The sequence below is a fragment of the Streptomyces sp. NPDC006510 genome, from assembly GCF_040611955.1.
GTDB lineage: Bacteria > Actinomycetota > Actinomycetes > Streptomycetales > Streptomycetaceae > Streptomyces.
Genome location: NZ_JBEXPH010000217.1, coordinates 1 through 12,743, shown reverse-complemented (window position 1 = coordinate 12,743; position 12,743 = coordinate 1). Strand labels below are relative to the sequence as shown.

10 protein-coding genes and 1 pseudogene are annotated in these 12,743 nt (G+C 68.5%); 4 read left to right on the top strand and 7 right to left on the bottom strand.

The features are described 5' to 3' along the window. Nucleotides 1-93: 93 nt before the first annotated feature. Nucleotides 94-537 carry a hypothetical protein gene (locus ABZY11_RS37810; protein WP_356483508.1) on the top strand — a complete coding sequence of 148 codons (444 nt, stop codon included), beginning with the start codon at nt 94-96 and terminating at the stop codon, nt 535-537. Between the two features lie 36 nt (nt 538-573). On the opposite strand, the pseudogene ABZY11_RS37805 reads toward ABZY11_RS37810, so the two are convergent. The 3 genes and pseudogenes from ABZY11_RS37805 to ABZY11_RS37795 all read right to left on the bottom strand — a co-directional run. Then, nucleotides 574-891 (bottom strand): annotated as a pseudogene (locus ABZY11_RS37805) (helix-turn-helix domain-containing protein); the annotation flags it as partial. A 555-nt stretch (nt 892-1,446) separates the two neighbouring features. After that, nucleotides 1,447-2,355, bottom strand: a complete 909-nt coding sequence (locus ABZY11_RS37800; RefSeq protein WP_356483507.1) for a recombinase family protein — start codon at nt 2,353-2,355, stop codon at nt 1,447-1,449. Between the two features lie 270 nt (nt 2,356-2,625). Next, nucleotides 2,626-3,606: a winged helix-turn-helix domain-containing protein gene (locus ABZY11_RS37795; protein ID WP_356483506.1), complete on the bottom strand. Its 981-nt coding sequence runs from the start codon at nt 3,604-3,606 to the stop codon at nt 2,626-2,628. Between the two features lie 89 nt (nt 3,607-3,695). Between ABZY11_RS37795 and ABZY11_RS37790 the strand changes: the two genes are divergently transcribed. Continuing rightward, nucleotides 3,696-4,958 (top strand): MFS transporter, encoded by a 1,263-nt coding sequence (locus ABZY11_RS37790; protein ID WP_356483505.1) that lies wholly within the window; start codon nt 3,696-3,698, stop codon nt 4,956-4,958. Here the strand turns inward: ABZY11_RS37790 and ABZY11_RS37785 are convergent. The 4 genes from ABZY11_RS37785 to ABZY11_RS37770 all read right to left on the bottom strand — a co-directional run bounded on the left by ABZY11_RS37785 (nt 4,912) and on the right by ABZY11_RS37770 (nt 11,195). Next, nucleotides 4,912-7,908, bottom strand: a complete 2,997-nt coding sequence (locus ABZY11_RS37785) for a Tn3 family transposase (RefSeq protein WP_356483504.1) — start codon at nt 7,906-7,908, stop codon at nt 4,912-4,914. The genes ABZY11_RS37790 and ABZY11_RS37785 overlap by 47 nt on opposite strands. A gap of 417 nt (nt 7,909-8,325) precedes the next feature. Continuing rightward, on the bottom strand, nt 8,326-8,616 hold the full coding sequence (locus tag ABZY11_RS37780; protein ID WP_356483503.1) for a hypothetical protein: 291 nt from the start codon (nt 8,614-8,616) through the stop codon (nt 8,326-8,328). A gap of 1,073 nt (nt 8,617-9,689) precedes the next feature. Then, the gene (locus ABZY11_RS37775) at nt 9,690-10,103 is read right to left on the bottom strand and encodes a nuclear transport factor 2 family protein (RefSeq protein WP_356483502.1); all 414 of its coding nucleotides are present in this window, start codon (nt 10,101-10,103) and stop codon (nt 9,690-9,692) included. A 552-nt stretch (nt 10,104-10,655) separates the two neighbouring features. Further along, nucleotides 10,656-11,195: a MarR family transcriptional regulator gene (locus ABZY11_RS37770; protein WP_356483501.1), complete on the bottom strand. Its 540-nt coding sequence runs from the start codon at nt 11,193-11,195 to the stop codon at nt 10,656-10,658. Nucleotides 11,196-11,317: 122 nt separating this feature from the next. Between ABZY11_RS37770 and ABZY11_RS37765 the strand changes: the two genes are divergently transcribed. Both ABZY11_RS37765 and ABZY11_RS37760 read left to right on the top strand, forming a co-directional pair. Then, entirely contained in the window at nt 11,318-11,818 is a 501-nt protein-coding gene (locus ABZY11_RS37765; protein WP_356483500.1) for a cupin domain-containing protein, read from the top strand. Between the two features lie 94 nt (nt 11,819-11,912). Beyond that, the gene (locus ABZY11_RS37760) at nt 11,913-12,077 is read left to right on the top strand and encodes a hypothetical protein (RefSeq protein WP_356483499.1); all 165 of its coding nucleotides are present in this window, start codon (nt 11,913-11,915) and stop codon (nt 12,075-12,077) included. Nucleotides 12,078-12,743 lie beyond the last annotated feature (666 nt).

The following is a 12,743-nucleotide window of genomic DNA, read 5'->3' as shown; positions in this document are numbered from 1 at the left end:
CCATCCGCATACCTCACACACCACGGAATACAGCCATTACGGCGAACGCGTCAGGGACTTCGAGAAGGTTCACCCCAACGGGCCGAAGTCAGTATGCGCGGCTACCTCGGCCGCCCCGACGAGACCGCCAAGACCCTCCAACACGGCTGGCTCCACACCGGGGACATCGGCCGACTCGACGACGACGGCTACCTCATACTCGTCGACCGCGCCAAAGACATGATCATCCGAGGTGGCGAGAACGTCTATCCCAAGGAGATCGAAACCGTTCTGCACGACCACTTCGCCGTCCTCGAAGCCGCCGTCGTCGGCCGCCCCGACCCAGTACTCGGCGAGGTCCCCATCGCCTTCATCTCCCTGCGCAACGGCATCGACCTCACCGCCGAGAAGATCTGCGACTTCCTCACCACCCGACTCGCCCGCTACAAGATCCCCGCCGACATCATCATCCTTCCCGAAGTCCCCAAGAACCCCGTCGGGAAGATCGACAAACCCACGCTGCGCCGATGCCTGGCCCCCTCGCGACCTGAAGGCTGAGCACCTTTCGAAACCCAAGACACGCACCGGGGCCGCAGGTCGCCGAGCCCGCCGCTCGGCATGCCCCTGCGCGATGGACGCCCGATACTCCAGGCGGTAGGTGCGCGTTGACGCGTTCCGGCGAAGCTCCCGCGAGATCGTCGACGGCGACCGGCGAAGCCGACGCGCGATCTCACGGACCCCAACGTCTTGAGCACGCCACACGGCGATGTCCTCGCGCTCGGACAACGGCAGATAGCGTCCCGACACCGTCGGCGAAAGGTTCGGTCCCAGGCCCCCAGCTGAGAGATCCGGAGAAGTCCCGCCTGCGCCACCCGCAGCCACGCCGCTGGCTCCCCGTCCAGGGCTGAGCATTACCGCGAGTCCCTGACCCCGTGAGGCCCGTGGCCCCGCAAGAAATGCGTCCGGGCGGCCGTCAGCTGCACAGAACCTTGGAGCGGGCCCTCGTCCGAGGGGTCGTTCGTCATCACAGGTAGTGATGCTGTGACATCCGCCCGGATCTCGTCCTGAGCGACGGTGCCGTTCGCTGCAGTCGGGCCCGAGACCGTGGGCCCCGGCTCGTGACCCGGCGCGTTTGACCCAGACCGGACGCGCACGCCAAAGGTGCTCCGCGCCGAGCCGCCCTCTCCACCGCTTCGCCTTCACTGGTTCTTGAGCGGCCGCCGTACGCACACTGGCCACTGCCCTCGCGCTCGACCTCACCGTCCGTGAGACGTACGACCAGGTCGAGGCTGCATGGGCGGTAGCCGGCGTGCACTGCTCCCAGGATGGACGCCTACCCGATCGGCGTGAGTACCTGGCCGAGGGCGGGCCGTCGTCAGGCCCCGGACAGACTGAAGAGGCCCCGAAGTCCTAGCTCGGACACCAGGGAACAAGTAACCCGTCAGCAGTCTTCTGGGCGGGGTCTGGTCACTCGCCGAGGGCGTTGACGCGGTTCTCGTACTCGCGGCGGGCCTTGCGCTGTGCCGGAATGGCTCCGGTACCGTCCAGGCTCTGGCAGCGGTCGAGGAGTTGGCGGTGGAACGCGGGTATGGCGGTGACGCGCAGGGTGTAGCCCGTGCCGCGCCGTACGGCCTGGCCGTGGTCGAGTGCGGCCCGCTCGGCGTCGTCCAGGTCGGTCGCACGCAGGAAGTCGGCGACCTTGCCGGGCATGTCGAGGGTGATGGGCAGCTCCGGGGCCGGAACGGAGTCGTCGACAGTGACGTGCTCGGGCAGGAGGTCGGCGACGGCAGTACGGATGGCGCCGCGGCTGACCTTGTGGTCGCGGGCCAGGGCAGCGATGGACTGGCCCTCCAGGTACGCGGCGCGCACGTCGGTGACCGCCTCGCCCGCGAGAGCGGGGCGGCGTCCTCCCTTGTTGCCCTTGGCCTCGGCGGCCCGCAGTCCGTCGTACGTCAGCTCGCGTTGAAGATCGCGCTGGAGTTCGCCGGCGGCCGCGAGGGTCTGCACCATGAACTTCACGGTGGACAGCAGTTCTCCGGTGCGCGGGTGGCGGGCGGTGAGGTCCATCCCGGAGAACGCTCCGCCGTGGATGCGCAGCGCCACCTGATCGCGGTGGAGGACGTCGAGGACGTCGAGAATGTGCCCAGTGCCGCGCACCAGACGGAACATCTCGGAGGTGTGCACGGTGTCGCCTGGCCGTGCGTAGGTGAGGAGCTCACCGAACTTCGGGCGCTGGAGGGGGTGGAGGCGGCTGGAGGTGCCGCCGTCCTCCTCGAAAACGATCGGGTCCTCGATCCCGGCCTCGGCGAGGACGAGGTTCTGGCGGTCGGTCGACTGCTGGTCGGTCGACACCCGCTTGTAGACGAGATTGGCCACGCTGTTCCTCGCGCTGTTCCGCCGCATCGGACCCGAGATGTCATCTAACCCTGTCGCCAACCGCCATCGGATCTCATTGGATCCGACGTGCCGTCAGGCCCCGGAAAGTCCGGGTTCATTGGACGCCCGCCACGCCTGTCGTCATTCGATCGTTTGACGACGGGCGGGCAGGCTTCGATCCTCGACTCCTGCCCCTGATCCACGCCGTACCGCCCATCCGCGGCAAGCGCGGACGACCGGTGCCTCAAGAAGCAGTGCTGATCTGAGCCCTCAGCCCGTACCGGCGACCAGTGCCTCGCCGAGCGGGGTGCGGCAGTAGAGCACGGACCGTCCGGACCGGGCGCGGACGAGCAGTCCCGCGCTTCGCAGGATGGCGAGGTGGTCTCCCACTGCGCCGGGTGTCATGGCGAGGCTTCGGGCGAGGTGGCTGGTACTCGCAGGGGCGTCCAGCGCCAACAGCAGCCGGGCTCGGGACCGGCCAACCAGAGCGGTCAGGGCATCCGGCCCGGGGACGCTCTCCTGTTCGCCCCACAGGGCGGCGGTGCCGCGGGCACGATAGATCAAGGTCCTGGGCCAGGGGTCTTCCAGGTGGGCGGCGATATTCGCGATGAAGACCGAAGGGATCAGCAGGAGCCCGTTGCCGGCGAGGCGGACTGTTCCGACTTGAGGAAAGTGGCCGATCTCGATACCGCCGGCTTGCCAGGCGATGCTCGGGTGCAGGCTCTCGATGGTCGTGACCCAGCCGTGTTCGCCGATCACCCCCACCCGGTGTACGACATCGCGCTCACAGATCGCGCGCAGTTGCGGCCAGTCGGTGGCGAGCAGCTCGTGCCAGGCCTGGTCCATCGCCTCGGCGATCCTGGCGACGACGTCCGTCGAGTCCAGCACTGCGCGTACGCGGGGATCACGGGCCAACGGGCCGGTCGCGTTGGTGGCGATTTCGTGGCGGGTCGCTTCCAGCGGTGTGGCCCGGATCATGGCCAGGTCGTCCGCCCAGGTCTGGTTGAGGCCGCGCGGGGGCGGGGCGACGAAGTTCGGTCCGGATCGCGGGGTGTGCAGGGCGAGGACAGCGTTCAGTTCGCTCTCGCGGCGAAGCCGTTCAAAGGCCGGCAGGAGCCGGCCGGCCCAGGCTCGCGGCAGCGTCCGGTCCTGTCCGGCGAGCGAGCGCAGCAGGAAGCAGAGGTCCATCGCGGGCGACAGTGCGAAGCGGCTGCGCAGCAGGTCCTCGACGGAGACTTCGAAGCGGAGCACCGCGTCATGCTACCGAGGGACGTCTGTTCCGATTCGTCCAGCGACGAATCATTGGTGAGCGGCGTGGGCGCACGGCGAGGCTCTGCGTCATGACCTCAACCGCCGAGCCCGCCCAGGGTAACCACCGTGCCACCTACCGGGAGGTGCTGGCCGAGCCACGGTTCCGGCTGCTCTTCTCGACCCGCACCGTCGCGATCACCGCGGACGCGCTGCGGATCACCACGTTTTCGGTTCTGGTCTTCTCGTCCACCGGCTCCGCGCTGCTGAGCGCACTGGCCTTCGGCATCGGCTTCATCCCGCAGCTGTTCGGCTCGTTGCTGCTGGGCTCGCTGGCCGATCGGCTGCCGGCCCGCGCGCTCATCACCGGCGGCTACGCCTTGACGTGCGCCACCGCCCTGCTGCTCGCCCTGGTGCGAATGCCGACCGTGGCAAGCCTTGGTGTCGTGGCGCTGGTCGCCCTCGCCACACCGGTGTTTCACGGCGCGTCGAGTCGGCTGGTCGCGCAGTCACTGGACGGCGACGCCTATGTGCTGGGCCGTTCGCTGAACAACATCGCTGCCTCCGGCGCGCAATTGTTCGGTCTGGCGCTGGGAGGTGCGGCCGTCGCGGCACTCGGCCCGCGTCGGGCGCTCGCGGTCAGCGCCGCCCTCTACCTCGGCTGCGCGCTCGCTGTCCGCATCGGGCTGCCTCGGCTGCAGCCGGGAGAGTTCGGTGGCACACCCGGCAGCGCTCGGGGCGATGACGGGGCGGTCCGGGCGAGCCTGCGCGGTGCCGGGCTGCTGCTGCGCGGACAGTCGGTGCGACGGTTGATGCTGGCCCAGTGGCTGCCGTGCGCGTTCGTAGCGGGCGCGGAGGGTCTGATCGTCGCCTACGCGGGAGGACGCCACTTCGCGCCCGGCTGGTACGCGGTGCTGATGGGCTGTCTGCCGGTCGGCATGCTCGTCGGTGACCTTCTGGTGGGCCGACTCCTACGGCCGCCCACCCGGGAGCGACTGGTGGTCCCGTTGATTGCGCTGATGGGCCTGCCGCTGGTCGGCTTCGCTGCCGAGCCCGGAGTGGGTGTCTCGTCGTGTCTGCTGCTGCTCTGCGGCTTCGGATTCGCCTACAGTCTCGGCCTGCAACGGCCGTTCCTGGACGCCCTGCCGCCAGATGGCCAGGGCCAGGCCTTCGGTCTGCTCGGCTCCGGCAGCATGACGCTGCAGGGCGTCGGCCCGGCCTGCTTCGGCGCGGTGGCCGCAGGCATCGGAACGGGCGGTGCAATCGCCCTGGCAGGGGGTGCGGCGGCGCTTACCGCCGGCTGGATTCTCACCTGGCACCCGCCCACCCGGGTTCCCGTGGGCGCGGGACGGTGAGCCCCAGGTCGAGGCGCTTGTCCATGTCCAGGCGGAAGGTGCCGTACGGGTTGACGTTGGACCAGAACAGCGCGGTCAGCCCGCGCCGGTCCTCATCGCTCAGCTTCTTCGCCCAGGCCGGTTCGGCCAGGACCTGCTGGAGGAGCAGGGTGTTGACGTGCACGAGCGCGGACTGGAGCAGGTGCAGGGCAAGCATCGACGTTTCGGCGTGCTCCTTGTCCGGGCCGGTCAGCGCGCCGTCCTTGCCGTAGTGCAGCACGGTGTTCGCACTGTTCCAGTTCTCCACGACCTGGAGCCCGCCGTGAATCTCGCGACGCAGGCCGGGGCTGGCAAGGTAGTCGCAGGCGAAGATGGTGCGCACGGCACGGCCGAGTTCTTCGAGCGCGGCATAGGTGGGGTGCTTGGGGCCACCGCGGGTGAAGCGCCGCAGCACCTGCTCCGCCTCCGCCGTCCCGAGGCGGAGCGCGGTGGCGTACTTGACCATCTGGTCGTACTGCTGCTCGATCAGCTCCCAGCGGATCGGCCGCGTCAGCGAGGCGCCGAGCGCGGGCCAGCCGGGCGGGGTGTCGTCGGGGCGGTACAGGCGGATGCTGCCGATGTTCTTCAACCGCGGCAACAGGCGGAAGTTGAGCAGCTCGGTGAACGCGAACCCGACCACCGAGGCGCCGTGGGTGTCGACGTACTGGGACTCGATCTCGGCGTCCGTGCAGTGTCGCAGCAGGCCATCGATCATCGCCGCGACCTCGGACGACGAACAGGACTTGAGCTGGGAGTAGATGCAGACGTTCTTCCGCTCGACGTGCCAGTAGATCATCACGCCGTTGCCGCCGTAGCGGGCGTGGTACTCGGTCATGAAGTTCGAGGACCAGGATCCGAACTTCTTGGAGTCCGACGCGCACGCTGTGCCCTGCCCCCACCAGGCGGCATCGCGGGCGGCGAACGTGCCGTTCACCAGCCGGGTGACGGCGGCGCGGAGGTTGTCGACGGTGATGAAGTGCCGGCGCACGTGCCGCAGTGCGGCCTCGCTCTCGCCGTGCTCGCCGGTCGCGACGATTGCGTGGATGCCCATGTTCGTGCCCAGGGCGAAGAGGGCCAGCAGGAGGCGGCGCTGGAGGACGTCGCGGTCGATGCGCTCGTAGGCGGCCACCGAGGAGAACTCGTCGGTGAAGCCGGTGAGAAAGTCGGCGTTCTTCAGCACGTCCAGGAGGTCGAGGACTCCCCACCGTCGTACGACCTCGTCCTTGAGCGCCTGGAGACCGGTGGGCTCGGCCAGCGGCTCCAGCTTCGGCACGGTGATCCACGGCTCGCCCTTGCGGGTGGTGACCTTCGCTCCGCCCGCCGAGCCGTCCGCGAGCGCCGCCGAGAGCCCGTCAAGGGCCGCGGTCATGCGCTTCTTCAGATCCGCGATGAACGCCCGCGGGTTCAGCGGCTGGCGGATCGCGGCGTAGTGCACCGCACGGGTGGCCTCGAAATCACCGGGCAGATCGTCCTCCGGATTGCCCCAGCGGGCCGCGCCCTCCACGTAGATCTCCCGGCGGCGCACCGCGTCGCGCAGCGCCACCAGCACGCACAACTCGTACGGGATGCGCTCGGCCCTGCCTTTGTCGTCGACGACCGCCTCCCGCCACTCCTTGCGCACCACGCCGTCCATCGGCACGACATCGGCGGCGTCGTAGAAGCGGGTCTTGCCGTCGACGCCAGCGTACTTCTTCAGCAACTTCATGGCGTCCATCACAGGCTGGTAGGCGGTGTTGTTGCACTTGAAGCCCAGCGTGTTCAGCAGCGGCGGCAGCATCTGCCGGTAGTACGAGCTGTAGGAGGAGCGCAGCGTGGTGCGGACCTTCGCCTTGAAGACCTTCTCGTTCGCCTTCGCCTCGGCCACCAGGTCCTTGAGCGTCTTCTCCCCAACCACCGGATACAGCGCCCGCCGCACGACCTCGTCCGGTTTGCCGACCGCGGCCTCCGCCAGCTTGAAGAGGATCCCCTCCTTGCCCCGGACCTTCTTCAACTCCGCCGTCAGCTGCTTCTCCACCCGCCGCTCCGCACGGGTGTTGATCTTGTGAACCAGAGCGATCAGGAGGTCGACCAGGGCATCGGTGATCTCCGCCTGCCGAGATGAGCACAGCGCCGCGAGCAGCGTGATCCGTACGTCCTCCGCCGTGTCGCGGAAGTCCGAGGGGTACATCTTGATCGCCCGCGCCCGCCACGCGGCCACCAGCTTCTCCGAGCAGTCCGCGAACAGCCCGTCTGGGAGGGCGAGTTCCCGCACCGACGTGAGCTTGAGGATCTCCATCAGCAGGGCGTCCAGACCGACAGCTCCCGGGTCGCGCTTGAGCGCGGCCAGCAGCGCGGTGCCCTCGCCGTTCCCCTCGGCGATCAGCGCCAGCAGCCGGGCCCTGCCCACTGTTCCCAGGCGCTCGATGGTCCGGGCGCAGAACGCCCGCTCCCACCTGCCCCGCGCCGCGACCAGGACCTTCTCGATACGGGTGGGGCCTGGCGGCTCGATCTTCCGCGTACGGCACTCCACCAGCAGGGCTTCGCGCTGCCGGTCCTCCACCAGCTCGACCGGGCACACTTCCGCAGCCAGCCACGCAGTCAGCGACTCCTCGTCAGCGCGTGTCGGCGGCCGGAACTCCAGGACGTCACGGATCTGCTTGCGGTGCCGTTTCGCGCCCGCCAGGTCGTACTTCGCCAGATCCGCCGCCGGCACCTTCACCAGACCCGCGACATACTCCACCGCGGGCTGAGGGAACTCCTCGATGAACTCCGGGAACCGGGCCTCGATCTCGAAGAACTTCAACATCAGGCAGAAGCCGAGCCTCGTCGGCCCGGTCTTGTTGGCCACGAGCTTCCAGTCGCCATCCACCAGGGTCCAGCTCGCCAGCAATTCCTCCGGCGACCACTCCTGCCGCACACCCGCCCCTTTGCCGTCGACCTCCCGGGCATTCACCCGGACAGCCCAACGAGGCGTCCCGCCACCGGGAAACGGGTCCCAGAACCTACCGGCGGGTTACTTGTTCCCTCGTGTCTGAGCTAGGACTTCGGTGCCGAAGAGGGCACCATCGAGGTCGCGGATGATGAACGCGTTGTCCGGGGCGTCGGCGGGTGGGGGAACCGGTGAGGATTCGCCTCCGGCCGTGACGGCAGCTGCCGAGGCCTGCTCGCTGTCTCTCACTCGGAAGTGGACATTCCACCGGGGCCGAACTCGTGGGTCCGGGCCGGTTTCGTCGTCTCCGCCGTGCAGGGTGGCGACGGTGCGTCCCTGTGCCTGGACGTGATGTGGTCCTGGGCGTAGGCGACCGTGCAGCCGCCGGGCGGCCGGGCCCAGTCGAAGACCTCGGCGTAGAAGATGGCGGCGTCGAACGCGTCACGGGTCTGGAGGTCCAGCCGAACCGGGGCCCTGCCCCGCCCCACCGGCCAGGTCAGGGCCCGGGCGTTCCCAGAATCCGAACACGGCGCCGTCCCGGTCGGCGGCGATCCCGGCGCGGCCCTCACCCAGGACGAGGGGGCCGACGGCGAGCGTGGCGCCGCGCTCACTGATCCGGGCCGCCGTCTCGTCCGCGTCCCTGATGGCGAAGTACGGGGTCCAGACGGCCGGATAGCCACCGGCTTGGCAGCATCCGACCCCGGCGACCGGTTCACCATGTGCCAGAGCCACCGACAAGTCATTGCCGAGCGTGCTGGGCCTGAACGTTCAGCCCATGACGTCGGAGTAGAAGGACTGTGCCGCGCGCAGGCCCCGCGCCATCAGACTCACCAGCAGGGTGCACCGGCCACCGGCACGGTTCCTTCGAGGGCTGGCATTCGGTGCTCCTGCGGGTGAGTGATGGACGGCAGGCCATGCCGGGTTCAACGGGTCGTGGTACGGAGCAGGTCGCGTACAGGAGGTGCTGGACACCGCCGAATTCCGGGCGGCGCTGGAGAACCCGGCCAACGCGGGGAGAATGACGCTGTGCCCTCGGCAGACGAACTACTCAGCGCACCGCCGCCGGCCTCACCCGATGCCTCACGCGAGCCGGCGAGCGGGGCGCTGCGCCCGAGGCCCGTCCCGTACGAGGGGAAGTTCATTTGACGGCCGCAGCCGATGGTCGGGCACCCAGGCCGCTCCCCGACCCGGGGACGTTGACGTGGGACCAGTCCGTCGGCCGTGCCTGCATCTGGTGCAAGAAGCCCCTCACCACCGGCGCGGTCAGCGTCGGCATCATCCGGGATCGACTGGGCGCCCACGTCCTCGACATGGAAGTCTGGGCGGGGCCGTGCTGTCAGAGGAAGACGTCATGAAGCCGTAGCATCAGATTAATGGGAACTACGGACGGGCGTCCCCGCGTCCAGTGCCCTCATCACCATCCGGGCAGGCAACTGGGGCTTGGTCGCGAAGCCAAGCCGCTCGGGATGCCGCAGGCCGGCACCGGTCGGTGTCGTCGGTCCGCGAGCGCGGCACACAAGACGATCTGCTGCACCGATGCCAACGGCGTCGCGATCGTGGCGATTCAGGCACTTCACCGCCAACCCGCCAACCTCCAGGCCTCCGGGCGCAGAAGGTTGAACCGACAGCTCACGCACCTGGTGCAGAGACCCCGCGGGTCTGATCATCTCAACCGCTGGGCCCGGCTGTGGGGCAGCGACCTTGCCTCCACCAGTTCTTCCCGGTCAAGACCAGCGCGACGAAAGAGCTGAAATGCCCTCAATGAAGGTTGTGTAGCGGGGTTCCAGGCCACGTTCACTGCATTTTCACGCGTCGGTGAACGCGATCCGGGTGCCTTGAGCGGATACGAGACGCCATCCTGCGGCGGAGTCCGCTGTGAAGACGTGGGTGTAGCGGCTTCCGGCGGTGAAGGTGGTGCCATCGGAGTTGACGAAGTTCATGCTGGTCCGCCCGATGACGATGCCGATGTCGCCGATACTGCGGACGACAGCCTCCTCGGGGAAGGACTCGATGGCGGGGAATGTGACGGTTCCGGAGGAGACCGCGGCGAGCAGGGCGGATCGGGGGACTACCGAACCGTCCTCGATGCTGACCAGGATGAAGTCGTCTGCCAGCAGCTCGCCCAAGCGGGCCGTGTCGGCGGCGACCAGCGCGTCGAAGAAGCGCCGGTCGTGCTTGAGCAGCGCTGCGCGGTCGCCGGAATCAGATGCAGGGGGCATGATCGTGTGTTCCACTCTGTGAGGGGGCGACTGCCGCAGGGTGTGCGGCAGCAACTTTCCCGAAGATACGCTTTGACGTGGGCGTCAAGGCCAGCCCGAGCGCCCTGGGGGAGCCCGCAGCAGGGAGACTCCGCCGCTACGTGAAGCAGCCCTGTCATCTGCCTCGGTTGTGCATCTGCGTCGAATCCTGCGGGCTGGCCACCCCCTACCCGACATCAGCGATTGATTTGCCGCAGAACGGTGCCGGGCCCTTCCAGACCGCGCCTGTCAGGGACACGAGCTAGCAGGGCCCGGACCCACAAGCCACCGGCTCGCCCCCCATAAACCCGCCACAGGCACTTCCACCCCCAACCCGCTGCCGCACTTCATTCCCTTCACCGATGGAGCAGCGCGGCTCTCATTCCCGTTGCCCGAGTGGCTCCCGTTCCCCCTGTCGAAAACGGCGGGGTCTACCCGGCAAAGGGCGACCAGAGCCACTTCAACTCAGTCGACACCATCTCGCCGTCAGCCGCGTTCGCCCGGCCGTGCCCTCGCCGCTAGGGTCGCTCGGCCCTACTCGATCGTCTGGAGCAGGGTGCGCAGGGCGTGGTCGAGGGTTTGGCGTTCGTCGGGGGTGAGGGCGGAGAGGAGGCGGGATTCGTTGGCGGCGTGGTCGGTGACCGCGGCGTCGACGACTTCGTGGCCGCGGTCGGTGAGTGCGACACGGAAACTGCGGCGGTCGGTGGGATCGAGGCGGCGTTCCACCAGGCCGTCTGCCTCCAGGCGGTCCAGGCGGTTGGTCATGCCGGCACGGGAGAGCATCAGGGTCTTCGCGAGGGCGGACGGGATCAGGGTGTACGGAGGTCCGGATCGGCGCAGTGCGGCCAGGACATCGAACTCACCCCGTCGCAGCCCGTGCTGGGCGAAGACCCCTTCGAGGATGGGGGTGAGGAGGAGCGAGAGCTGACCCAGCCGCCCGAAGACCCCCACCGCCGACAGGTCCAGGTCCGGCCGTTCCCTGCGCCACTGGTCGAGGATCTGATCGACAGCGTCTTTGGGGCTTTGGCGCGTCTCGGTAGCCACGCCCGGCTTGGTCCCGTCTTCCTTCGTCACGTCTCCATCTTATTCGACGGCTGATAGTTAGCTGTCGTACTATTCGACGCGGAATCACTTCTGCCGATCGCGACCCGGCTTGCGTCCGGGACCGGATGCGGTTCTGACGACTGGAGGGGCGTATGTCCTTGATCACTTCCAATACCCAGGGCGGAATCCTGGTCCGGGATGCCGAGGCCGAGCTGTTGGGCAGCGCCGACAGCACCGTGCGGCTCTTTGCTGACGCGAGTACCACCGGCGGGGCCGTGAGCGCCCAGCGGGTGACCCTGACCGCGGGCACCGACGGAGCCTCGCCTCACCGCCACACCGGGTCCGCAGAGCTCTTCTTCGTGCTCGGCGGCCGGCTTCAGGCACTGGCCGGGGACAGTGTGATCACCGCGGACGAGGGGGACTTCCTCCTCGTGCCGCCAGGACTGCCGCACGCCTTCGCCGCCGAACCCGACGCGGGCGCCGACGTACTGATCGTCATCACCCCCGGCGTCGAGCGCTTCGACTACTTCCGGCTGCTCGACCGCGTCGGCAAGGGCACGGCCGATCCGCGGGAACTCCTCGATTCGCAAGAACGCTTCGACAACTTCTTCGTGGAGAGCGCCACCTGGCAACGAGCCCGTCAGCGTCGCTGATCGCCCGATCGCCTGGAGCGAGGCATCGTTCGCCGAGGGCGACGACGGGCACGCCCTCGCCTGCGGGTTCTTCACAGAGGCCCACGGTGTCCTGATGCAGGGTGACGATCACGGTGGCTGCGGCGTCGCGAAGGTCTGCCGAGCGACAAACATAGAGACGGCCGGCACAGTTGCCGTGCTCGTCGCCCTGGAACAGGGGCTGCCGTTCCTGATCCGCAAGGACTGCAACACCGTCGGCGTCGTCGCCCCAATCGTCTAATAGCGCCTATGACAGGGGCGGCCCACGACTGTCCTTCCTGCCACCGCTCACCGCGGCTGGCCCAGTGTCCCCAGCCGAGCATGGGGTCCGCCCATCCTGCTCCCGAGGTCGGACGGGCGGACCGGGCTCACTGCCACCGCACCCACTGGACGAACTGTCCCGCGGTGGCGATGAATCCGAACGCAACGGTCAGCGGGTCGGTGAGTACCAGGTACTCAGGTGAGAGCCGGGTGCTCCTACGGCACGTACAGGACGAAGCATGCATCGGGCAGGAGCGCGACGGCCCGCAGGGACCGCACGGACTGCTGCGTCGTCGGGGTGGGAGGCGCGGCCGGGGTCGTGGCGTCCGTGCGCGGCGAGGACCAGGCGGTCCGGAGTCGGAAAGGCGGACGGGTCCGGTTGGGCCGGGGAGGATCATGTCCCACGAGTGCAGGGGTAGTCCGGCGGCGTCGGGAACCTGGAATCTGTGCAGGAGAAGACCCGAGAGAAGCACGGCCGCAGGAAGCGGATCCGGAGAAGGACAGGTACGGGCTAAAGCCAATACCGGTGATTTAGGTGTTTTTCTGGCGTCTGCTGGCGGGTTTGGTGGGCGGGATGAGTGTGACTGTTCTGGCTGGTGGTCGGGGTGGGTTGCGGTGGTGGGTGTGTTTGAGGTGCCAGTTGGAC